Below are 23606 nucleotides of genomic sequence, written 5' to 3'. Positions count from 1 at the left end.
GCTTCGCATCACGTTCACCGCACGGCCCAGAAGCCCAGGTCAGAGCCCTGTTTGGGTAGGTGGCCCCCTGCTGACGACAGGGGACCACCTCGGTGGCGCCAATCCCCGGAAGCGCACATAGGCAGGAGTCAGCACCGTGTCGACCGTATCTCCTTCTCCCCGGCCCCGGCGTCTCCGCCGGCATCGCGCGACGCCGGACCGCCGTCGGCGGCCGGTTCTGCCGCGGCTGGTGGATCTCCTTCAGGGGGTCCTTCACGACCAGGCACAGTTCCAGCGTCTGGTGATCCTCGTCCTGCTGGTCCTGGCGGTGACTTCGGTGGTCGGCGTCGTGTTCGTCGCGCGGGCGCCGGAGATCGTGTCGATCGTGACCGCGGTGCGGGGCAAGGCCTGACGCCGGCACGGTGGGGCCCGGCCGGGCCCCACCGTGCCGGCTGGTCGGGCTGGCCGCGCCGAGCATGAACACCCCGGCCTGCCGCTGCATTCGCGGTCACGGCGCCCCGGTCGACCGGATCCGTTTGGCCGGCCACGGCACACCTGGCGTCCGGACGGCGTAACGGGCCGGCCGTCGGGAACGACGTTCTGGGCGAGGTCCAGCGCGACGCCCCCCGACGCGCTGGACCCGTTTTCGCTCCGAGGGTCAGGCGCCGCGCCGGAGCGACCGCAGCCCTCGGGGCAGCAGTTCGTTGAACGTGGCGAAGGTGTGCGGAGGCAGGTCTTCGGGCACCTCGGCGTCGGCGTCGGCGAGCAGCTGGCGGGCGTGCCGCTCGAGCGCGGCCTGGTCGCCGCGGGCGTGGGCGATGCGCATCAGGTCCAGCAGCGGCCGGTCTTCGGTTCGGTAGGGGTCGGCGGACAGGGCCGTGGTGGCGGCCCACTCGGCAAGCTCGAAATCGCCGGCGGCCAGCGCCAGGTCCACCAGCTCGGTCGCGGTCTCCGCGACGAACCCAGGCAGGTGCCGGTCGTGGCTCTGGTCCCGGTTAGCCAGCCACGAGTAGCCGCCCGGGCGGAGGTTGGCGAAGGCCGGACCGCGCACGAGGTCCAGCGCCGCGCGGTAGTCGGTGACGGCGGTGTCGACGTCGCCGGCGGCGGTGGCGGCCTGCGCGCGCTTGCGCAGCCGCCGGAACAGCGCCCAGTCCAGTAGACAGTCGACCAGCCGGTAGGGCTCGTCGCTGCGGGCGTGGGTGAGGTAGAACTCCTGCGTGCCGTCGTCGCCCGCGAAGGTGCCGGCCCATTTACGAGCGGTGCTCATGACCTGTCGGTAGGTGACGCGCTGGACCTGCTGGCCTTCCCAGAGGTCGTCGACGAGCTTGTCGGGCTTGACGCCGCGCGGGTGCAGGGCCAGGTAGGTCAGCACCTCGGTGTAGAACTGCATGCGTTGCTGCGGCGGCAAACCGGGTCCTGCCACGGTGGGCTCGCCGAGGATTCCGACCTTCGGCCGTACGCAGTCCACGGCGTGCCATTCCCGCAGGTCCGCGTCCAGGGTCGGGTCCTGTTCGCGGACGAGGTCGAGCTGGGCCTGTGCCTGCTGCTGGCTGCCGCCGTCGCGGGGCGAGAACTCGACGAGCCGGCCGTGAAACGCCGGATCGCCCTGGCCGTCGCGGTCACCATCCTGTTGGCCGGGGTCGGCGGCCGACAACTGCTGGGCTGCCGGCGGCTCGGCGGGCTGCGCTGGGCGTCCGACGTTCTGCTGCGCCATCGGCTCGGCGGCTTCGGTGCCGTCGCCGGGCGTCCTGTCTGCGGAGACCAGTGGGGTCTCCTGGCTGGTCATCAGGCGGCCGGAGGCGTCCATCATCTGGGCCCACGGTGCCGGATCGGATGCCTCGGGGATGGGTTCGTCGTCGGCCTGCGCGGCGGCGAACAGCTCCACGAACTGGCCCACGATGGCCTCGGGGATTCCTTCGGCCCGCAGCGGGTCCGCGACCAGGTCCGGCACGGTCAGCGTGCCGGTCGCGTCGATCTCGATGGTCAGGCCGGGCGCGGTGGGGTCGGCCACGCCGGTGGCGACCACGGCCACGACCGAGCGCCCGACCTCGGCGAGCTGCCGCAGGACGTCGACGAGCTCGGCCTCGGTGCTGGCCTCGGGGTCAGAGTCCTCGGGACAGGCGACCAGGAGCACCTCGGGCATCCAGGCGTCCCCGTCCAGGTCGTTGACGCGGCCGTGCAGGACGGATTCGGCGTCGGAGGACTCCAGCGTCCGGTGGGCGTCGTCCAGGCGCTGCCTGAGGCCGGTGAGGGCCTCGGAGAGGGTCGGCACGGCGCGGATGCGGGCGGGGTTGATCGCGGTGAGGGCGGCGCCCCACTCTCCGACCAGCAGGACGTCCAGCCCGTCCGACCAGATGTTGTGGGCCAGTTCGGCGGCCAGGTGGCGCAGGAGCTCGACGGCCTTCGTGGGGTTGCCCGTGATGCACAGCGCGCCCAGGCCCTCGAGGTCGAGCAGGAACTGCTCGTCGTCCAGGCGTCCCACGCTGGCCAGGGTGGGCAGGGGCGCGAGGTGGTCGGCCGCGGTGTCCGCGGTGACCGGCAGGTCGGCGTCGGCCGGCACGAACCAGTGCAGCCCGTCGGCCTCTGCCTGGAACGGCGCGGGCGCGTCCAGGCGCGGCTGGGCCAGTTGCAGACGCAGGCCGGCCGGTCCCAGCCAGGCGGCGAGGACGTCGGGAAGGTTGTCGTGGTCCTGGTCGGCCAGCTGGGCCGACAGCGACCGCAGGGCCAGGTCCAAAAAGGAGATGTCGGCGCGAGCGGAGGCGGCGCGCATCGCGCGTTCGACCCGGACCGCGGCGTTGGACGGCAGCGCGACCTGGCGGCCGTCCCCGCGGTGGCGGTGCTGGCGGCGGCGGGCCACCACGAGCCCGACGCTCAGGGCGCCGGCCAGGATCGCCGAGACCGTCAGGGCGAACGGGGCGTGGAGCAGGTCGCCGAGCAGGCCGTCGGCCGCAGGTTCCGCCACAGGTGTGGTGGTCGGCGTTGCCGGGGTGGCCACGGGCGTGGTGGTGGTCTTCGGGGGTGCGACGGGCTGCTGGGCCGAGGTCGGTGCCGGCGCCGTGTTCGTGGGCTGCTGTTGGGCGGGCGTGGTGGGCTGTGCCGGCGCGGTCGCCCCGGGCGGAACGGCGGCGCTGGCCGGCGGGGCGGTGGTCGCCGGCGGGGCGGCGCTGGTGGGTGCGGAGGTCGTCTGCTGGGGCGTCGACTGTTGCTGGGGCGTGGCGGGCGGGGCACTGGGTTGCGCTGCCGGCGGTTGGCCCGATGTCGCCGCGGGCGGAGCCGGCGCGGCGCCGGGGACCGGGACGGTGAGTGTCCAGTTCGGATAGATCAGGTCCGGGTTGGTCAGGGCCCGGCCGTCGGCCTGGGGGTGTCCGGCGTTGCGGGCGAAGATGGCCGGGTAGTTGCTGGCGTCGCCGGTCTCCTCCAGGGCGATCTCGGAGAGTGTGTCTCCCGGGTAGACGGTGACCTGGACGTCGTGGGCCGGTCCGGGCGTGGTGTCCAGCTCGGACGCCGGCACGGCGGCGTCGGCGGGAACGACCAGTTTCCAGCCGGGGAAGATCTCGCCGCTGGCGTCCATCGCGCGGCCGTCGGCCTGCGCCCGACCCACGTTGAGGTCCTTGATCTTGCTGAACGCGACACCGTCGCCGTACCAGCGCTGGGCCAGTCCCCAGAGGGTGTCGCGGGTGCGGACGGTGTAGGTGCGCTGCGGGGCTGCGGCCGGGCTCGCCGCGGGAGCGGCGGGCTGGCCCGCTGCCGGCGGCTGGGCGGAGGTCTGCTGCGGCGAGGAGGTGCTGACCGGCGTCGCCGTCGTGGAACTGGTCACCGACGTGGTCGCCGCGGCCGCCGTCGGCGCGCCGGTCGGGGCCGTCGCCGTGGGGAACGCGGGCGCGGAGGTCGTGGCCGGCCGGCCCTGATGGGCATCCAGCGGCAGGGCCTGCGCGGTGGCGGCGTTGGCGCCGGTGCCGCCGAGCAGGCCGGTGATGATCGCGGTCAGCAGGATTCCGGCGATCGTCTGGGCCCAGCCCAGGCCGCGGATCTGCAGTGCCGGACGGCGGCGCACGCGCGCGGCGAGCTCGATGACGGTGGAGATCGCGAACACCGCCCAGGCCAGGAAGCCGATGACGACCGCGACTCCCAGCAGCAGCTGCCCGGAGTCCTGTGTGGTCAGTGCGTCCTGGACCTGCTGCAGGCTCGGCACCGACGAGGGCAGGTAGCCGTGGCCGACGATCCACAGTCCGATTGGGACGCCCACCAACAGCACGAGCAGGGCGGCCAACGCGCCGGCGCCGCGCAGCGCCGCCTGCAGGCGGCCTGGTCGCCGCGCTGTTCGTGGTGTGCTCATATGGTCGCCTCCCTGTGGCCTCGTGGACATGTCAGCCGGTGCGCAGCAGCTGCGCTGTTCCGTGCCCGGTGACGGTCCACTGGTCGACGCCAATCATGCCTAGCAGGACGGTCGGTTGGCTGATGGTGACGGTGACGGTGAGTCGGTTTCCGTCTTCGACGGCGACGGTGCCAGGCACGCCGGCGGCGGCCAGGTAGGTGCGGGCGGCGGCGACCGCGGCGTTCGCGTCGAGGACCTGGCCGCTGCCCTGGCCCAGCGCGCCGATGTTGACCCCGGTCGTGCCGGCGCGGGCGGTCTCCTCTGCGATGTTGTCGGCGCGGCTGATCGCCCGCGCCTTGCCGCCGCCGTCGACGACCAGCGCCAGCACGATCAGCGCGACCGGCACGAACAGCACGATCATCAGCGAGATCCCTCCGCCGCCCCGCTCGGGGTGGAAGGCCAGGCGGGACCAGGCGGCGCGCAGCCACACGATCATGCTTGCCCCCGTTCACGGTACGGGTCGATGACCGAGACGAAGGTGCTGGTCATAGTCTTACTGCCCGGGGCACCCGGCAGCCCGAGGTCGGACAGCCGGACCTGGCAGGTGATCGTGGCCGTGACCTGGGCGGGCTGGCCCAGTGGCCTGCTGAACTGGCTGGTATCTACCACGACCTGCAGCGAGTCGCACACCAGGCCCTGGCCGGCCAAGCTCTGCTCGGCAATTCTGGTGGCCCTGCTCTGCGCGGTGGCTCCGTCGCGTTGCAGCGAGGCTTCGCGGGCCGCGGCCCGGGCGGCCTCCTCCACCGCCGAGCCGGCGCTGCTGATCCGCCCGCCCGCGATGACCAGGATGATGAACACCAGGATCAAAACCGGGGCGAGGATAGCCGTCTCCAGTGCGGCTCGGCCGCCGCCGCGCTCGGATTCGCTGGTCAGGGTGTGCCACCGGTGCCGCAATGCGTGGTGAGGATTGCTCATGGCGCTGGCCTCTCCACGCCGCCGGCGGCGGTCTGGCTGAAGGTCAAGTTCAATCCCGGCACGATCGTCAGCGATCGGCCGGTGACAGTCACGCGCACGGTGTCGCCGTCGGTGGTGGCGTCGACGGTCGGTGCGGTGATCCAGTCGCCGGCGGCCTCGTCGAGGAACTGCTGGGCTCGCTGCTGGGCACGGGCGGTGGACACCGGGTCAACCCGGCCGGCCAGCACCGCTTCCTGGGCAGCGTGCAGCGCCAGAACTCGTCCGTAGAACCAGAGGCCGGCCTGTACCCCGGTGAAAATCACGAGCAGGATCGCGGGCATCACGATGACCCACGCGAGTGAGGTGCCTCCCCCGCGCTCGGGCTCGGCGCGCAAGCTTCGCCAGCGGCGCGGCGGCATGATTTGAGTCCCCGGCTTCCGGCCGCGATCAGCCGAGCTTGCCGACCGCCGCCGCGACGGCGGCGCCGATCCCGGCCAGCACGGCGGCTGCGATGATCGTGCCTCCGACAGCGAGCAGGATCTCCTCCATCGACCCCTTGCCGCCGCCGCGCTCGGGTTCTGCGCGTAGCGCGGCGAGCCGGGCCCGGACGGACTCCGCGGTGTCGCCAGTGAAGGCGAACAGCATCATCAGGTGGGTCTGCAGATTGCGGATCATCGGTTGTGCTCCTCGGTGTTGATTCCCCCACGGTGAGACGGTCGCGAGGTGCTGTCATGTCGTCGTTTCGGCATCGGTCTCACCCACCCAGCAGCCGCATCATCGCGGGGAACAGCAGGAACACCATCACCACCGCGGCGAGCACGGTCTGCGGGTAGGTCAGCTTGGTGGAGGACTCGGCGGCCTCGGTCTTCTCGTCGGCCAGCAGTTGAGAACGCAGTGACCTGGCTCGGGCCAGCAGGGTGTCGAAGACCGCAGCGCCCTCCACGCCGGACACACTGGCGATGCTGCCGATGTCGGCGAGCTCCTTGATGTCCAGCGTGCGAGCGAGGTCGGCCAGACCCTCCCACGGCTGCTGGCCTGCGCGTTCGGAGTAGGCCAGTTGTCGAGTGATCTGCCGGAAGGCCCAGGACCCGGACACCGTCGCGGCCTCGTGCAGCGCGGAGACGATGCCGGCCCCGGCGGCCCGGTGCAGGGCCACCACGTTGATGTAGCTGACCAGGGCGTAGCGCATCTCCCGGCGAGCGTCCTCGGCCCGGCCGGCGACGACGCGGCCGACACACCACCAAATCACGGCGGCCAGCAGCAGTGACTCCACCAGGCTGAACACCACCGGAATCGGGAAGCCGGCCACCCAGCCCAGCACGGTGAGCACGGGGCCCAACGCCAACCCGACCAACGGGGCCAGAACCCGCAGGCCGATGTACTGGTCGCGGGTCATGCTCAGGATCTGCAGGTCGCTGTCGGGTGTGGTGATGTTCAGCCGGCCGAGCCGGTGGCTGACCGCGGTGAACAGCCGGGTCAGCGTGGTCGGGTCCTCGACGGTGCCGAGGCTGGCCAGGCCGGGCTGCTCGGCCAGCAATGTGCTGGTGTCTAGCCTGGCCAGGCCGTCGGCGAGATCGGTCTGGACGGGCGCGAGCCCCCGCAGCAGAAGCAGGACCCCGAGTCCGACGGCGCCGCCGGCGATCAGCAGGAACACCAGGTTGCCGCTCATCGCTCCTCCCCCGCCTCGGGCACCGGTGCGTCAACCAGGATCCGCGGCACCGGTGTGCCCAACTGCAGGCGGCGCATCCACAACAACGCGGTGAAGGTCACGGCGCCGAGTGCGACGAGGACCATCTGGCCCAGCGGTGTGCCGTAGGGCCGAGTGAACTGCCCGGCCAGCACGATGGCGACGACCAACACCGCCAGGATGATCAAGATGTTGCGGGCGACCGACCTGGGCTCGGCACGGTCGGCCTCGATCGCGCGCTGCGCCTCGACTTCTTCGCTGACCTGCGCTGCCATGTCGCGCAGCACGTCAGTGACGCGGCGGGCGCCTTGGGTGCTCACCGCAATGCCCAGGGCGATGGCCACCATGTCGGCCGGGGCATCGTCGAAGGTGTCGGCGAACTGCCGCAGCGCGGCCTGCTTGTCCCAGCGGGGCGTGGACAGACGATTGGCCAGGGTGGTGACGTCGGCGGCGATCGCGTCCGGCGCGTTGTGCGCCGAGCGGACGATGGTCTGCACGGTGCCGCTGCCCGAGGCCATGGAGTCGGCCATGCGGCGGGTCCACTCCTCCAGGGCTTCCAGTCGCGCGATGCGCCGCTTGGCCTGCCTGGCCGCGCCGAACAGGTACGGCACGGCCAGGATGCCGCCGCTGACCAGCAGCGCGGCCACCGGCCATCCGGTGAGCACCCACACGCCCACCAACGCCACCGCGGCGGCGGCCGCGCGCAACCGGCGCGAACGGGCCTCCGGGCCCTTGCCGCGCAGGCTCAGCCGGGAGCCGAACCGACGGTTACGGACGAAGTCCGGCGCGCTGTCGGGTTCGCGGCCGCGGATGGCGAGCACGAGCAGCACAACGCCGGTGAGCACGACAGCCGTCGACACGGCCACGATCAGGCTGATGGGGTTCATGCCGCGCTCCTGCCGCCGTGCGGGAACGGGTTCTCCCAGCTGCCGTGCTGTTCGCTGAGCCAGTTCCAGTTGAAGCCGACCCGGCGCAGCCGGCCGCGGGTCGACTCGGGCTGGTGCAGTGGGTATCCGCGCGGGTCGCCGGCGGATTCCAGCTGCGGGTTCGGGCCGAAGATCGTCGTTGTCGCCGGTCGGGTGCCCTCGCCGGGCCCGGTGACCTCCACGATCTCGGTGACGAACCGCTGGCGGCCGCCGGGGATGTCGACGTAGTCCACGTAGACGATCAGGTCGAGGGCGCTGGCGATGAAGTGTTGGGCGGACTCGCGGTTCCAGGCGTTGTTGTTCGACATCAGCAGCGAGCCCAGGCCGTCGAAGCTGGAGTGGGCGGAGTTGGCGTGGAACGTCGACATGCTGCCCGGGTAGCCGCGCAGCATGGCCATGAGCATCGGCTCGACCTCGGGTCCGCGGGCTTCGCCGACGATCACGCGGTCCACGCTCATCCGCAGCGACTGCGGTAGCAGGTGCTCCAGGTTCACCTCGCCGATCACGCGGCCGTCCGCGAGCACCTCGCCGGTGCCCGGGCGGGTCTCACACGGCAGCATGTGAGGCCACCTCAGCTCGCCTCGGTCGTCGCGCAGTTCGTGCAGCAGCAGCTCGTACTCGGTCTCCAGGGTGGCCACCCGCTCGGCCGCGGGCAGGCACCGCGCCAGCGCCCGCAGCAGCGTGGTCTTCCCTGCCCGCGGCGAGCCCACGACCAGGATGTTGCACTTTCCGGCGACCGCGGCCGACAGGAACGCGGCCATCGCGCCCGACAGGGTTCCCATCCGGACCAGGTCGGCCAGGCTGATGTCGACGAACCGGTGCTTGCGGATGACGATGTGCGGCTCGGGGGTGATCGACCACATCGCCGCGAGCCGGGACCCGTCGGGCAGGCGCATGTTCAGGAACGGCATGCTGGCGCTGACCTGCCGCTCGTTCTGGCCGTGGTGGGTCGCGATCAGCTGAAGCTGGTTGAGCAGCTCCTCGTTGGTGTCGGCCACCGGCGGCGCGAGTTCCTGCCGGCCGTCGGAGTAGAGCAGGTACACCGGCCTGGTGCCGGTGATGACGATGTCCTCGACGTCGGGGTCGTTGAGCAGCGGCTCGATCCGGCCCAGGCCGAACAGAGCGGAGAAGACCGCGGCCCGGACGCGCTGCTCCTCCTCCGCCCGCAGCGGCGCCTGGCCGGCGTTGGTGCGGTCCCGCGCCAGCCCCTGCAGCGCCTCCTCGATCAGCTGCCGCGCCAGCTGCTTCACGCCGTCGTCGTCCAGCGGCGTCTCGCGGGACTCCTGCACCTTGTCCAGGCTGCTGTTGACCGAGTTCTTGATCCGCTCGATCAGCGCGTAGTCCACTGTGGCCGGCCGCTGTGAGGCAACCACCGCCCGACCCGGTCCGGCGGCCCCCGGTGCTCGACCGTTGCTGGCGGTGGCGATCAACGCCGCCGGAACGACGCTGGTCGGCCCGTTGCCGTCGTCCTGCACCGGGAACCCCACGTAGGGCTGGACGGTGCGATGTTGCTGGTCAGCGGCCACGTCGCTCCCCCATCATCGTCGGCACCGGATACCCGTTGGTGATCGGCTGGGCGCTGCGCCGCATCGCATCGGCTTCGCTGTAGTGCTGCCACGCCCACGTGCCCGCCCGCTGTCCGGCGTCGGAGGCGGCCTTGACCAGCTTCGAGTGCAGGTAGCGATCCCGCATGTCAGCACCCTCGCTGAGCACCCGCGCTGCCGTTTCGTGCCACGGAATCTCGCCCAGTACCGGCAGGTCCAGCTGCTTGCCGATCTCGTCCTTGGAGTAGCCGTGCGGGCTGGACACCAGCAGCGCGACCAGCCGGTCGGCGCCCATTCCGTTGTTCTGCAGGTCAGTGCGGAGCGCGGCCGCGGTCTTCACCGCCACTCGCACGGCCGGCATGGTCGTCCGCGCCACCAGCACCACGAGGTCAGCAGCCCGCAAGATCGGCGCCGGTGAGTGCTGGGCGTGGACCTCGCCACAGTCCGCGAGCACGTCGACCTGGCGCTCGTCGTGCAGCCGCCGGAACACGCCCGCCAGCTGGTCCCAGTCGATCGCGCCGGCCTGCTGCGCGGACTCGATTCCCGGCAGCAGGTACTGGGCCTGCGAGGTGCCGGGCAGCTGGACCAGCTGGGATGGCAACTCGTTCGCCATGGTGTTGTTGCGGCCACGGATCTGCAGCTCGACCAGGCCGCGGTCCGCTGGCAACCGGCCGGCCGCGAACCCGGCGAGCACGTCGCCGCCCCGAGGGTCGCACTCGGCCAGCACGACAGCGCGGGGCCAGGTCAACGCCATGGCCAGCGTGGAGGTCGTGACGCCGGGCGCGCCCTTCGCGGACACCAACGCGATCAACATGGTCTGGTCGTTCCTCTCCTTATTGCTTGGGCAGCAGCACGATGGCGATCTGCCCCGCAGCCGCGCGCTGCGCGAGTCCGGCGCCCTGGCCGTCCTGGACCAGCACGTCGACGACACTCACGCCGTTGGCGTCGGCCGCCCGCACCGCGTACACCTCGGCCGACAGCGCCGACGAGCCAGCCCCGGAGCCACTGTCGGTGCTGGCACCCCCGGACTGCTCTCCGGAGCCGCTACCGCCGCTGTAGGGCACCAGCAACACCCGGTCGCGCGGGTGCAGCGGCGTGCCGGGCATCTGGTTCGACTTCGCCGGCACCCCAACCATGTCCTTGCCCTGCGGGGGCACGCCCTGGTCGGTGACCGCGTTCGCGGTGATCAAGCTGCCGGCCTGCAGGTCGGTAGCGGCCCGTTTGCCGACCAGGGACGCCGCCTGCGACCACGGCACCGGGTGCAGCGCCGGATCGTCGGGCAGTTGCACCTCGACGAGGTCACGTTGCTGCACGGTCTGTCCGAACGCGACGGTGTCCCGCATCCCGACGACGGACACTCGAGCGGACGCCTGGTTAACCGCCCACACCGCACCCAGCGCGCCCAGCACGATCAACGCGACCGCGAGCGCGAACAACGCCGGCTTGCGGCGCCGGCGCGGCGCGGGCATCGCCGGCGTGCCGGCCCCGCCGAGTGGCCCGCTGGACGGAGCACCGCCTGGCTGCGGTCCTGAGTAGACGGACGTGGTCGTGGTCATCCATTGCCTCCGCGGTTGACGCTCTGCAGCTCACCGACCGCGAGGGTGGTGCTGGCGGACAGGCGCAGCGTCTGGTTGCCCTGTTGGCCGCCGCCGGCCCAGTGGATCGACCACACGGAAGTCGCCGTGATCTGGTACTTCCCGCTGCCGCCGGTGCGCTCGGGCAGGCTCCGCAGCTGGTAGACGTACCCGCAGTCCGGGCTGCCCTGCGCTGCACGGGAGACGTCGTACGGCGTTCCCGGGCTCGTGCAGGTCACGCTGTGGCCGTCGCCCATAGCCCAGTCCACTTCGGATACCACCGCCGTCGCGGTGACCGTGACCCCGCCGGCGGAGACGCTCTTCGAGACCGGTCCGGTGTTCGACGGACCGCGGTCGATCCACATCCACACCGGCACACCGACCACCGCGCCGGCGGATCCGGGCGGCGGCGCCATCTCGATAGTGGGCTTCAATAGCACCATCTGGGCAATCGCCTGCTGCGCCAGAACTGCTGGATCCGGTGGTGCGACCGCTGCAGGATCCTGGCCGTTTGGTACGAACACCACCGTCATCAAACCTATGCTCGTCTGCGAACCACTCAGGCAAAGTTGCTGCATAAGCGTCCCATCAGACGGCTTGTGACCTTGCCACATGGGATCCCCAGCGGGCGGCTGGGGACTCAACGGCACGTACTTGCACGGGTTCGTTACTGGACTACCCGGTCCCGAGCCCTGGCCACCCTGCCCTCCCTGCCCTGGGTCCTGCGGCCCACCCGGACGACCCGGGGATGTGACGTCAATCAAGCAAACGCCCTGGTCGCTGATGACCTTGCATGGCTGACCATCAGCAAAGGCCGGCGTAGTAGACACGACGTTGACGCCGACGAGTACTACTCCGGCGGCGAAAACAAGGACCATTACCTTCGACAGTCTATTCAGCATGTCTGATCCAAGTGCGGCTCGGTTTTTTGAACCAGCCAGCGCGACGGATCTTGATACTGCACGACTTCGGCAGTGAACTTGTACCGCTGCGGTTGGTTCGGATCATTCAAGTTCTTCCCCACCTCGCCAGGCTTGTCACTGACCAACTTCCACTCGGAAACGTCCAAGCAGTCTGTGATCGTTACCCGCGGCGGCTGCTGCAGGGATACAGAAGTTGGTTGTGGCGAGCGCTTCGGTTCTCCCACGAAGTGAGCGGGTACGGAAGCGAAGTTGGCGAGCGCCTGGATCCGCTGTGTCAGCGCAGGGTCTGCCGCGTACTTGGCGAGCTCGGCGTGCCAGTCCTGCTTCCCAGGCGCCGAGTTCGCCTGATTGCTCACGGTCCAGTAGCCCTCGTATGCAACCATCGCGGCGTTCGTCGCTAGCGCTTCTGGCGATGCGGACGTAGCCGTCGGCGAACTCTCAGTCGACGACCCACCGACGCTTGAAGACCCCGTCCCTCCGCCACCAGCGCAGGCGGCCAGCATGAGGCCGCTCGCAAGCGCAAGGCTCAACGACGCCCTCGTCGTCACCCAGCGTTGCCGCAAGCCTGGTGCCATGCGCATCTCCCCCAATACCCGGTGTGCCATAACCCCCGAGTGTGGAGGACCGGGGCACCCCGGTGTTGTCAATAGAGCAGGTTTCCTCCTACCTGTGACGATAGAACCTCGACACCCACACGCTAGTCCAAAAGATCCATGCGAACTTCACCCAGTTGGGCTAGCCTTGACACTTACGGACAGTAGTAGCTCGCAGGTCCATCACCCATACGGGCAGCGCTTGCAAAGGCTGTCGCTTGCGCCGAGTAGCCAAATGGCCCTGCAAGTACGACTGTGGGCCCCGCGGCAACCTTCGCGCGCGGGGCCCACATCAGGCGGGGGGATCTACGGGGGTCCTGACTCCTTACGACGCCTCGGCGGCGGCAGGCTTCTCCGCGTCCTCAGGTGCCGACGTAGCCGCGCCCTTCCTGGACGACCGACGTATCCGCTGCGGCAGAAACATGTCCAGCGCCGTGCAGAGCAGGTCCGACCGGTTGGTCGGAACTCCTCGCGCCTTGACCTCCTCAACCAGGTCGTCAGCGGCATCCAGGTTCGACGGGATCATCGTGAAGTGCCAGCCGGGCTTGTTCACTTCGCCCGTGGGCTTGACGGGCTTCATCGCGACGAACCGGGACTTCTTGGCCGGCTCCGGCCGGTGACGGCGGACAACCTCGGCGATCAAGCGGTCCTCGTCCACCTCCATCAGGGCGTCGAGCACGACCCGGCCGTTTGCATACTGTCGCAGCCGGAGACTCTTCTTCTGGGTCTCCTGATAGCCCTCAATGCGGTCAACCAGAGCGCGCGGGGGGTAGATCGTCACGTTCAAGGGCCGCTCAGTGGTCGACCCTCCCTCAGCGCCGCTCTCGTCGGTATCGTCAGCACCTGCAACATCCTCCAAGGCCGGAGGTGCCGACTCCCAGTCGTCAGCGGCCGGCCCCTGCTGGACGCCAGTGGCCCAGTCTTCGTCATCAACCGGCTTGGCTGGCTTCTGGGGCGCGTTCACCTCAACAGGAGGCACGTGCGCTGCGACCGCCGCCTCAGGAACTGTGCCAGCCCGCCCACCACTGCGGCGATCAGGCAACTGCGGCGCGCCGGCGCCACGACGACGGCGACCGGTGGCGAAGGCAGCTCCGATGGCCTCGTCCTCAGTCCCGGCCTTGGACTCGGTCGTTGAGTCGGTCATTGGATCTCCTACGCAGCGGTTGATTCGTGTTCGGCTAGCATCTGGCAAAACTGGGCATAGATGCCGTCGTAGTCTTCCGCCAGCTCTTCGATCGGCGTCTTCCTACGGTTGGGATCGTCCGGGTTCCGGAGACGATCTAGACGATGCTCCTCAAGCTCGAAGACCAGCTTGCCCTTGGTTCGAGCTTCTTTGGCGATCTTCTCGGCGTGCCCAACCACCCGATCGAAGAGTGGTGCAACGTCACCTAGCATCGCCTTCACCCGTGTGGCTACGTCCCTACGGATCGCGCTTGACCCTCGTCCAGTAGCGAACAGCAGCACGCCCAGGATCTCAAGGTCAGGGTTGAGCGCCTTGGCATCCGTGAACCTATCCGCGACCATGCCGAGGCCATCCAGGCTCGCGTCATCGGACTTAGTTGGCACGATGAGGTACCGCGAGGTGGTCAGCACGAGCCGTTCAACAGGCGCATTCTCCGGCGGCGAGTCAATCACAATGAGGTCGTAGTCGGGCGCGATCGGCACAAGGCACCGCGCGAGCGCGAGGTTCGCGGCAGGCCCAACGACCCCCACCATCGAGTTGAGCAGGCTGCCAAGGCCTTCGAGCTCGGAGCCTCCAACAACCACATCCAGCCCCGGACGTACGTCTCGCGCAGGTTCGAGCGGCCGGCCGCGGCGGATCGACTCGTAGAACGCCTCGCCCTTGTCGTCGATCGCGCTCTTCCGATACCCGAGCTCGCGAGCGATGTTGCCCTGAGCGTTGGCGTCAATGAGCAGCGCGTGCTGCCCGTTCGCAGCCGCCAGCCCTGCCATGTTGGCGCTGACGGTGGTCTTGCCGACGCCGCCCTTGCCGTTGATGAGCGCGACCACTCTCTGAATCTGGTCGAGCCAGTCGACTGGCAACCAGCTGTGCGCCTTTGGAGACAGCCACGTTGGCGGCCAAACGTACTCGGTGTCCAGGGACACTAGTGACCTCCGGCTGAGGAAGGCAGCGCGCCAGGATGCACGTCGCCGTCTACAGGCCCGGGTAGACCGGCCTGCCGAGGCCAGATCGTACCACAGCCCTACCTAGCCGCCCGACCGAGCCTGCCACCAACTGCCGCAGTTAGATGTGCACCGAAACGTGCATCCAGCAGTACCCATGCGTGCAAATCGGAGAGCGCGTATATGGGCATGTCGGACCATGGAACTGTGCGCCAATGGGAGTCTACCCCGGTAGCTACACGGGGCTTCCTAGGCTGCAATCTATACCTGCCTACGCAGTGTCCGACACCGCAGTCTAGACAACCGGGCACGTGACGACATGCACCTGCCGGCTTCGAAGTCGCATGGTTCACCAGCGCATGCAGCTGCACGCGGGGCCGTAGGCGAAAAACTAGGTGGTTTTATGTATCGAGCAGCTGTGAACATCTTGAGCGGCCTGGTGCACAAGCCCCCTTGGTAAATGGCGAGCGAACAGCGCTGCGTGCCACTTACCACAATTATTGGTTCGGCCGTTAGCGCTGTAATGCGCCAGACAGTACGCGTTCCGCCCGCCAACTTACTCCACCCTTTGGCTTGCGGTGGGGTTCCTGCGTCTGTTGGCGGCAACGTGCGGTGACCAGCCAACCGGCACCTACCTGACCTTACTGATGACACCGTCCGCATTCGGTTTGGCTGCCAGCTTGCCATAGTGTCATGGTGACGTTTCCACATAGCTGCAGGTCCTGACTCAGGCAAGGACACCGACACCATGTCCGGCAACTTGTTAGACAGGTCGTTTGGTAGTACGTCAGGCAGGAGGTAAGGCAACCAGTCAGGCAGGTCGTCAGGTAGGTACTCCGACAAGTTTGCAGCTGTTCGTGCAGGTCGGAAGTTTGATCGGAGCTGTACCGCTCCGCTTGCGAACATGCTAGACCGACAGGTGCGCTCTTCACCCCGGGGTACGCTGCAGGCTGCAGCCCACGCTCGTGCACGTGCTCGGATGGCGGCTCCTGGTGACATGTCGGCTGACAAGTGGGCGCGCCACCCGCTAGGCCAGAGGGCCTCCGAGTCGGCGAACAATTCGCCACACAACTGGGCCGACAACACGGTCCACCGGTTCACCCGGCCGCTGGTATCTGAACGCAATTGTGTACCGACTGACCAACGAGACCGTGGACCAACCGATGAAGCGGCAAGGCATTCCCCGCTATTCAGGGCGGTAGAGGCACTCAGACTAGGTTCCATTGCCTCTCGAGGGTGATCACCCAAGAGCCAGCCGCCGGCCAGGCAGAGGTCCGCAAAGTCGCCGGAAGTCAACAGTCGTCTTCCATCTAGAGCTCGCATGATCACCTCCTCAGCCGCCTACAAGCCGGGCCTTGATGCCTACAACACTACTCCCGGCAAAATTTTGAGCCCACTTGCGTCAGGCAACGGGCCTTGGGTGAACGGCTTAACCGACACGGCAACATGCAATTCGACCATCGGCACGGCAGGTCACTGCGGACCCGACGGGGTAACCGCGCTCCCTGGCACCGCACCTACGCGCAGGGCTCCGAACTGCCGCCATCAACCTGCGGGCTTGCCGTGATCGCCGACCTCTGCATCCGGATCCGCGTACGGGCCCTTGATGGTGCCCGAGCACGTTCGAACCCACCGCCGCCCACTTCGCAGCGGTGCGGCAGCGATGAGAAGCGAAGCAGGTTGGGGGGATGGGCTTGGCTAGAGCGCCTCCACTACTAGGCCATCCTGGAATATGACTCTCCGCCAAGCTGCGGCTGCACGTCAGCTCGGGCGTCAAGGCTGACATGCTGGGCGGATGACCTGGCGTATGTAGTCAGGCAGGGGCTAGCAGGTCACGTTTCGACTGGGCGGAGGTTACAACCGATCTGTTTGAACAAGGCGCAGTTGCGGACGCTCAGACGACTGGTCGGACTAACGTCGAGCGAGAGGTGTCCGGACCGCGCGGGTGGAAAGCCTGACCAGGGCACCATGCAGTCCCTTACAGCCATTCACCACGCCCGTGTGGACGCCGGAGCCCAACCAGGTGCAGAAGCAGGCCGCAGCGGCGCCCAGCGCGACAGGAGAGGGGTGCACGATGGGTACTTGGTCGCGGGTGCCGCGCAGCCTTGGCTAAACCGGTGCTACCCCGCCTATCGGGCCGGCTCGGCGCTCCGAACTGCCTTTGCCTCTGCTCAGTCGATCGGACTGGCTCGCCATGCGTCGATGTCGCCAGGCTCCGGCCGAACCTGGTGCGATCGACCGGAGCCAGCAGCACTCGAGGAACGTCCCGTCAGCAGCCAGCCAGCTCGGACGACGTTCGATCACGGCGCCCTGTCGACTACCTCCGCCATCCGTGTCAGCACCAGGACAAGCGCCCGCATTGTCAGAGTGAAACGACGCTGAATGCAAAACCCTTCCTGGCCACGCGACACCTCGGCCTTCGTGATGGTCCTACTTTTCCTTGAGAACCCTCCACGCGGGTAACCGGCGAGACCTGGTCTCCGCAAACGATGACGTCTCCTACCGACGTCGGCATGCGATCCGAAGCGCCGCCTGCCACGTCCGATGCCCCAAGTCAGAGCAGCTCCTAGCCCCTCCGCTCGTGGGGCGGATACACGCTGCCAAGACAGCGACCAAACCCGTACATATCAGACATAATTTCGACACCCCTTCTGACCTGCTGTTATTTTTCGTCACCGTGACGTAACTAGTCGGACTGACCGCCTATGTCGTAGATCATCCAGTCTCAGCGGATGAATGCTGGGGGCGTTTGCGACGTAGTAAGCCACCAGTCCGAAGTGCGTCGAACCAATCCACCCCTGGTGTTGATCAACTCGGGCTGATCTCGTAGTGTCCGGCAAGCGACACGCCGAACCTCCGAAATCGGAGGCATCGACGGCTTGCAGGTGTAGACCTGACCTTGACCCGATCGAGCAGAGGAGGACGAGATGACGGCAGTGGCCCCGCTCCAGCAGTCGTTGGATTTGGGCAGCAGCCGGATGCCGTTCGCCGAGGCCGCTCGCCGCTTGACCGTCTCGCAGGCCGATCTGTGCGCGATGATCCTCGCGGGGCGCCTAACCCAGGTTGCACCGCGACACGTCGACGCGTTAGAGGTCGAGCAGATCGCGGCTCAACAGCCGAGCTTCGCACAAAGAATGCGGCGCTCGCCTGACAGACTGCCGCGGACTACTGAAAGTGCCTTGTGGTTGCTTGCCGACTGGGGAGGTACCGGAAGGCCACAGGAAGTGGCCGCGGTACTGCAGCTGAGCTGGCAAAACACCGACCGGCTGATGAAGAACGCACTCCAGGCGGGGTTCGTTGACACCGATTCCGCGAACGGGGATAGCGGTCGTAAGAACCGGCTTTACACGCTGACGACAGAAGGGTGGGAGTACGTCGACAAATACCACACGATGATCGTCAGCAAATAACACAAAACCCGCCCCGTTGGCCCGGGACGGGTTCTGCCAGTCGGAGTGAGGCTGCCGGCCTGCCTCCGATCTCACCTGCTGGAGACCTCACATGTCTACCACCTGCAGGGTGGCCCACGCTTGCGCGGACCACCCCATGATAGCGCGTACGGCGCACGATCGGCTGACGATCTTGTGGTGTGTCGTGCCGAGCCGGCGCCTGCGATGACCACGGCCCAAGCCTGGGCAGGACCACTACCTCCACACGACGAACAGGCTGAACAGTCTGTCCTCGGTGCGATGCTCCTGTCCAAGGACGCAATTGCGGACGTCATCGACGCCGTCCAGATCGGCGACTTCTACAGGCCCGCCCACCAGACCATCTTCGACTGCATCCTCGGCCTCTACGGCCGCGGAGAGCCGGCAGACCCCGTGATGGTCGCCTCCGAGCTCGGTCGGGCAGGCGTTCTGCAGAGGGTCGGCGGAGCGCCTTACCTCCACACGCTGATCGCCATGGTGCCCACGGCGGCAAACGCTGGGTACTACGCCGCGATCGTGGCCGAGAAGGCTGTGCTGCGCCGGCTGATCGAGGCCGGCACGCGCATAGTCCAGATGGGTTACCAGGCCAACCACGCCGAGATCGACGAAGTGGTCGACCTGGCTCAAGCCGAGGTCTACAGCATCACCGAGCGGCGCACCCGGGCCGACTACCAAGCGCTGGACGAGCTTCTCGAGCCGACGCTCCTGGAGCTCGAGGCCATCGCCAGCAGTGGTGGCGGCGCCATCGGCATCCCGACCGGCTTCGTGGACCTGGACCGCCTCACCAACGGCCTGCAACCAGGACAGATGATCACTGTCGCTGGCCGGCCCGGCCACGGGAAGTCGACCCTCGGCCTCGACGTCGCGCGCTCTTGCTCGATCAAGCACGGATGGACCAGCGTGATCTTCTCGCTGGAGATGAGCAAGACCGAGATCGTTTCGCGCATGCTGTCAGCCGAGGCGGAGATCCGCATGGCGGACATGCGCAGCGGCAGCATGACCGACGAGCACTGGACCCGGCTTGCCCGGCGGATCACCGAGATCAGCGAGGCACCGCTGTTCATCGACGACTCGCCGAACCTGACGATGATGGAAATCCGGGCCAAGGCCCGCCGGCTCAAGCAACGCCACGACCTTCGGCTCGTGGTGGTCGACTACATGCAGCTGATGACGTCCGGCAAGCGGGTGGAGTCCCGCCAGCAGGAGGTCTCCGAGTTCTCCCGGAACCTGAAGCTCCTAGCCAAGGAGCTGGAGGTCCCGGTCATCGCGATCAGCCAGCTCAACCGCGGCCCCGAGCAGCGCGTGGACAAGCGGCCGATGCTGTCCGATCTACGCGAAAGCGGATCGATCGAGCAGGACAGCGACCTGGTAATCCTGGTCAACCGGCCTGACGCCTACGAGCGCGACGACCCCCGCGCCGGCGAGGCTGACCTGATCTTGGCCAAGCACCGAGGCGGCCCCACCGCGACGATCACGGTCGCACACCAGCTGCACTACAGCCGCTTCGCCGACCTGGCCTCCGACTACCCGTCACCCCACCCCGGGCACACGGGTTCCGCTACGCACACGAGGGGAGGTTCGCCGGAGCACGCCCTAAACAGGATGGCGTCCTGACGCAGCTGCTAACTGCACCAGGACGCCGTCCTCAGTTGCCCCACCTTCCGTAACGACGCGCGCTTGCCGGCTCCGGGTCGCTACGTAGGTTGGCTATACCCAAAATCACTGGCAACCAGGGTAGCCGGACATGCGCTCATGTCCAAGACCACAGGATCCTTGTCACCTGCTCAGCCCCCCGGGCTGACACTGGTGACGTTCAACGCACGCGAGCCCGGGCTCGACCGGGACGCGCTCGAACTCGCGCTGGCGTCCGCCGGCGAGCAGCTAGAGCTGCTCCCGGACGGGCGCGTGCTGCGCGGACTGGAGAACAGCAAGTTGGCGCGCCGCATGAGCACGGCGGCCAGCAGGGCCGGGCTACGGCCGCGCCTAATGCGGGTGTTCAACACCGCCGTCCACTTGACCGTCCACTACTCCCGCCTGGTCGACGAGGTGTCGCTGGGCCAGCTCGCGCACGAGGCCGGGCTGGGCCCCGGCGCGGCCCGCAAGCTCGGCGCCGACCTGGCCGAACTCGTCACCGCCGGCGTGCTGCTGTACCGGCCAGGCCGCGGCCGCGGCCGGATGAGCACCATCGGCATCCCCGCGCGGTTCGCTAGCGACGTCCTGCTGCGGCTGCAGCGCGAAGGCCGCTGGACCCCACCGGTCACCGACCAGCCCCGCGGCGACAACATCGACAACGCCACGCCCGAACCCAGTGTTAGCACTGGGGGGCCAGACGTTGTCGACCAACCCGAAGACGATCTCCATGCCGATCTTCGGAGGCCCGATTCAGCTGCTCACGAGGGTCACAACGTCCCTCAAAACTCACCGGGTAGGGGTGGGGTTTCCGAGCGCGCCCCCTCTTCTTATGTGCCGAAGGCACCCCTCCCACCTTCCAGCGCACCGGCTGCTAACACTGCCTCCAGCCCCCAGACGAGGGGGGCGGCAACGCCCCACGACAACCTCGACAACGCCGGCGACAACGTCCGCCGGGTCAGCCCCGCCGACCTGGACTGGATCCTCAACCGCCTGCCCCAGCAGCTGCGCACCACGCCGGGCAGCCGCGGCCGCCAGCGCCAAGTCGCCTCGCTGTGCACGGCTCTGGCCGAGGAGTTCCGCCGGAAGGAGATCCTCGACCGGATCACCCACGCCCTGCCCGCTGTGGTGGACAGCGCGGCAGGGTTCCTGGCCTACCGCGTCAGCCGGTTGATGGACTGCGCCGAGAGCCCCCGCCACCGCCGGCTCCGGGACCAGGCGCTCCAAGAAGCCAGCCGCGTCGCCGCCCAGGAATCGTCTGCCACCCGCGACGCCGCGGCCGACTGGCAGGCGACCGTGCTGGCTGAGCTCAGCCCGGCGTTGCTGGCAGCGATGGCCGAGCTCAGCCTGGCTACCGTCTGGCGCCGGCCCACGGCCGCCCTGGTCGACACCCCCAACCCGACTGGGCTGGCGCACACGGTCAGCTCGATGCTCCGCGAGGCGGTGGCGGGGGTCGAACCCAGTGTTAGCACTCGGGGCGAGGGGGTCGTGCGTGAAGCGGCGTTGCGGCTCCTGGCCGATGCGGGCCTGGAGCCGAAGGAACTCTCCTCCGACGCCGTCGACGCGGTGGTCCAGGCACCCACTCTGGCCGCCGCTGTGGTGGCGTTGTGCCGCCCTGACCAGCGCAACAACGCCACTGACACAGTGCTAACACTGCCTCCAGACCCCCGGCCGGGCCCCGCCGCGGAGGAGTTGTCGTGCGTGGCGTGCGGCGAGGAGGACGACACCGTGCAGCAACGCCCGGAGCTGCCGAGCGGCAGCGCCGTCTGCACCGCCTGCTACACCGCCGCAGTGGACGACAACCTCGTCGTCGAGCACGAGGTTGTCGAGACCGACGACGAGGTTGTCGATCGCCAGCCGTGGTGGGCCACGATCCACGATGACGACGAGGGCGACCTGGACGATGAGGAGGTCGCGTGACCACCAACGAGCTCGGCCGGATGCCACAGCGACCTCAAATTGTCAGGGTCAGCCGCCATGCTGGTCTGGTGGGCAGCTCACACCATGGTCAGGATCCCGATCAGCTGCCGCTGCTGGAGCTGCCGGTTCCGGCCGCCACCGTTGAGCCGGCGGCACCGCGGTCGGTCGGGCTGTACCTGGTGCGAGACCTGGCCGCCGAGCTGGCCGCCAACCCCGCCATCGCCTGGCGGTTCTGGTCGAAGGTGTGGACCGCCAACGGCGACGACTCCGAGTGCTGGTTGTGGGTGAGCTCGCTCAATGGAGCCAGCGCCGACGGTCGCAGCGGCGCCGGCTACGGCAACCTCCACATCAAGTACGACAAGCACCCGGTCACCGGCAAGCTCGTCGAGTGGGTGGCCTATGCCCACCACGTTTCCTGGCTGCTGGCCGGCAACGCCGATCTCACCCCGGGCCAGGTGCTGCGCCACAGCTGCGATGAACGGTCCTGCGCCAACCCGCATCACCTGTCGGTCGGCACCAAAGCGGACAACTACTGGGACTTCCGGCTCCGAGAGTTCGAGTGGCGCGGTCCGATGAACGATCCGCGTGGGCCTGGCCGGCGTGCCGCCGACATCCGCGAGGCCCTGAGGGCCGCCGGTGCCGACGACTACCAGACCTTGCTGCTCCCTGACAGTGCCGACCTCGACCTCCAGCGCGCCGCGGTAGCCAAGGCGCGCCAGGCCGGCTTCGACCAGATCGGCCAGGGCACGCTGTTGCCGGACGACGAGCTGGCCGGCTGACTCCCGCCCGCGCCCACGAGCACCAGCCCGGCAGGGCCGTCTCCCCTCGAAGGCCCGCTGCGACCGGCGGGAGTAAAACGCACGTTTTGCTACCGGCACGAGAGCGATCTGGGCCGGAACGCTCCGGACGCCGGCCTCCGTCGACGCTTGCCGCGCACCCACCGGCGAGGTTGCCTCGCAGCTCACAGCACCCCGGCCGGCCGTGGCAACGGCGTGAAGACCGACGACAACGTCTCGCCGAACATCCCCTCTGAGCTGGGCGACAACGCACGCCAACGGTTCCACAAACCTCGCTGAGCAGCGTGAACGCCACCGGATCCCGCACCACGGAACCAGGTGGTCACGATGGCAACACCCAGCACTTCCTTGACGCCCGGCCGCACCATGGCGGCCCGGTGGACCCTTGCCTCGGCGCTGCTCGACGACCTGCACTCGCTGGACGCGACGCCGCAGGCGTTGCTGGCCCTGCGCGGCTGGGGCACCGACGAGCCCGCCTTGGTCGGCATCGCGACGTTCGCCGAGCTCCGCGACAGCGTCCACCACGGCAAGGACGCCGACCGCGTCGACGAGATCCTGCTGGCGCTGGCCCGGCTGGCCTCCATCTACGGCGCCGGCGACGCGCTGGCTGCCCGCGTGCTGCTCGCGCTGATGGCCACCGGCCTGGCGGCCTGGCGTCGGCGGCTGGCCGATCTGGAGATGGGCGACCCCTGGTGCTACGGCGACGAGGTCGAGCAGGCCCTGGCCGCCGAGCTCGCCGTGCGCATCCGCACCTGGCGAGGCACCCGGGCTGTGGCCGCGAATCTGCTGCGCAGCTCTGCCCGCGACGTTCGGGAACGGCTGCTGCGCCAGCGCGACCTGCCCGACGTCGGCGCGAGCCGGGCCAGCCTGGACGTGGTCACCGACCACGACAGCTCGGACGACGCCGCCGGCGCGGACAGCCTCGCCCGCCGCACGCGGGCCAGCACGGTCACCGACCCCACGGCCGACCCCGCCGGCGACGCTGAAGTCCGCGAGCTGTTCGAGTGGGTCGTCACCTCCGGAGCGCTCTCGGCCGAAGACGCCGAACTCGTTCGCGCTCGCCGGCTGCTCGGCTTCTCCGACGACGAGCTGGCCGCCGCGACCGGCATGACCCGCCGTTCCTTGCAGCGGCGCTGCCAGCGCGCCGAAGCCCGCCTGGTCGTCGCCGTGGGCGACTGGGCCCAGGCCAGCTGAGACCCGTCTGGCCACACCA

The 23606-nt window shown here is 68.8% G+C and carries 20 protein-coding genes; 6 read left to right on the top strand and 14 right to left on the bottom strand.

Annotated features, from left to right (window positions below; genetic code table 11):
- Positions 1–229: 229 nt before the first annotated feature.
- On the top strand, positions 230–391 hold the full coding sequence (locus tag BCF44_RS56140) for a hypothetical protein (RefSeq protein ID WP_170218112.1): 162 nt from the start codon (positions 230–232) through the stop codon (positions 389–391).
- Positions 392–637: 246 nt separating this feature from the next.
- Here the strand turns inward: BCF44_RS56140 and BCF44_RS45955 are convergent, their stop codons facing one another.
- The 14 genes from BCF44_RS45955 to BCF44_RS45890 form a co-directional block, all read right to left on the bottom strand.
- A complete protein-coding gene (locus BCF44_RS45955; protein WP_170218111.1) occupies positions 638–4315 on the bottom strand; it encodes a LysM peptidoglycan-binding domain-containing protein in 3678 nt (1225 codons plus the stop codon).
- Between the two features lie 31 nt (positions 4316–4346).
- Positions 4347–4790, bottom strand: a complete 444-nt coding sequence (locus BCF44_RS45950) for a hypothetical protein (RefSeq protein WP_116180870.1) — start codon at positions 4788–4790, stop codon at positions 4347–4349.
- On the bottom strand, positions 4787–5269 hold the full coding sequence (locus tag BCF44_RS45945; protein ID WP_116180869.1) for a TadE/TadG family type IV pilus assembly protein: 483 nt from the start codon (positions 5267–5269) through the stop codon (positions 4787–4789). Before BCF44_RS45945 ends, BCF44_RS45950 begins: the two co-directional genes overlap by 4 nt.
- Positions 5266–5667, bottom strand: coding sequence for a TadE/TadG family type IV pilus assembly protein (locus BCF44_RS45940; protein WP_116180868.1), 402 nt, complete (start codon positions 5665–5667; stop codon positions 5266–5268). Before BCF44_RS45940 ends, BCF44_RS45945 begins: the two co-directional genes overlap by 4 nt.
- 28 nt (positions 5668–5695) lie before the next feature.
- Positions 5696–5923: a hypothetical protein gene (locus BCF44_RS45935; RefSeq protein WP_116180867.1), complete on the bottom strand. Its 228-nt coding sequence runs from the start codon at positions 5921–5923 to the stop codon at positions 5696–5698.
- Positions 5924–6002: 79 nt separating this feature from the next.
- Complete coding sequence (locus tag BCF44_RS45930) at positions 6003–6917, bottom strand: type II secretion system F family protein (protein WP_116180866.1); 915 nt, start codon at positions 6915–6917, stop codon at positions 6003–6005.
- On the bottom strand, positions 6914–7822 hold the full coding sequence (locus BCF44_RS45925; protein WP_116180865.1) for a type II secretion system F family protein: 909 nt from the start codon (positions 7820–7822) through the stop codon (positions 6914–6916). Before BCF44_RS45925 ends, BCF44_RS45930 begins: the two co-directional genes overlap by 4 nt.
- Positions 7819–9387 (bottom strand): TadA family conjugal transfer-associated ATPase, encoded by a 1569-nt coding sequence (locus BCF44_RS45920; protein WP_116180864.1) that lies wholly within the window; start codon positions 9385–9387, stop codon positions 7819–7821. Before BCF44_RS45920 ends, BCF44_RS45925 begins: the two co-directional genes overlap by 4 nt.
- Positions 9377–10219 carry a CpaE/TadZ family protein gene (locus BCF44_RS45915; protein WP_116180863.1) on the bottom strand — a complete coding sequence of 281 codons (843 nt, stop codon included), beginning with the start codon at positions 10217–10219 and terminating at the stop codon, positions 9377–9379. Before BCF44_RS45915 ends, BCF44_RS45920 begins: the two co-directional genes overlap by 11 nt.
- Before the next feature lie 19 nt (positions 10220–10238).
- Positions 10239–10961, bottom strand: a complete 723-nt coding sequence (locus BCF44_RS45910) for an SAF domain-containing protein (RefSeq protein WP_116180862.1) — start codon at positions 10959–10961, stop codon at positions 10239–10241.
- The gene (locus BCF44_RS45905) at positions 10958–11422 is read right to left on the bottom strand and encodes an ATP/GTP-binding protein (RefSeq protein WP_147328892.1); all 465 of its coding nucleotides are present in this window, start codon (positions 11420–11422) and stop codon (positions 10958–10960) included. The genes BCF44_RS45910 and BCF44_RS45905 overlap by 4 nt, the downstream gene beginning before the upstream one ends.
- Before the next feature lie 452 nt (positions 11423–11874).
- Positions 11875–12285, bottom strand: coding sequence for a hypothetical protein (locus BCF44_RS45900; RefSeq protein ID WP_246016204.1), 411 nt, complete (start codon positions 12283–12285; stop codon positions 11875–11877).
- Positions 12286–12820: 535 nt separating this feature from the next.
- Complete coding sequence (locus BCF44_RS45895; protein ID WP_147328891.1) at positions 12821–13639, bottom strand: hypothetical protein; 819 nt, start codon at positions 13637–13639, stop codon at positions 12821–12823.
- An 8-nt stretch (positions 13640–13647) separates the two neighbouring features.
- Positions 13648–14505, bottom strand: coding sequence for a ParA family protein (locus tag BCF44_RS45890; RefSeq protein WP_170218110.1), 858 nt, complete (start codon positions 14503–14505; stop codon positions 13648–13650).
- A gap of 3041 nt (positions 14506–17546) precedes the next feature.
- Here BCF44_RS45890 and BCF44_RS45885 point away from each other — a divergent pair.
- The 5 genes from BCF44_RS45885 to BCF44_RS45865 all read left to right on the top strand — a co-directional run bounded on the left by BCF44_RS45885 (position 17547) and on the right by BCF44_RS45865 (position 23587).
- A complete protein-coding gene (locus BCF44_RS45885) occupies positions 17547–18029 on the top strand; it encodes a hypothetical protein (RefSeq protein WP_116180858.1) in 483 nt (160 codons plus the stop codon).
- Positions 18030–18233: 204 nt separating this feature from the next.
- Positions 18234–19661 (top strand): replicative DNA helicase, encoded by a 1428-nt coding sequence (gene dnaB, locus BCF44_RS45880; RefSeq protein ID WP_116180857.1) that lies wholly within the window; start codon positions 18234–18236, stop codon positions 19659–19661.
- Positions 19662–19853: 192 nt separating this feature from the next.
- Entirely contained in the window at positions 19854–21596 is a 1743-nt protein-coding gene (locus BCF44_RS45875) for a hypothetical protein (RefSeq protein ID WP_116180856.1), read from the top strand.
- A gap of 68 nt (positions 21597–21664) precedes the next feature.
- Positions 21665–22375, top strand: coding sequence for an HNH endonuclease family protein (locus BCF44_RS45870; RefSeq protein WP_116180855.1), 711 nt, complete (start codon positions 21665–21667; stop codon positions 22373–22375).
- A 345-nt stretch (positions 22376–22720) separates the two neighbouring features.
- Complete coding sequence (locus BCF44_RS45865; RefSeq protein WP_147328890.1) at positions 22721–23587, top strand: RNA polymerase sigma factor; 867 nt, start codon at positions 22721–22723, stop codon at positions 23585–23587.
- Positions 23588–23606: the final 19 nt, after the last annotated feature.

This window comes from Kutzneria buriramensis (genome assembly GCF_003387475.1).
In the GTDB taxonomy this organism is placed as follows: domain Bacteria; phylum Actinomycetota; class Actinomycetes; order Mycobacteriales; family Pseudonocardiaceae; genus Kutzneria; species Kutzneria buriramensis.
Note: the sequence above shows the minus strand (reverse complement) of the source record. Positions and strands in the feature narration are given on the sequence as shown.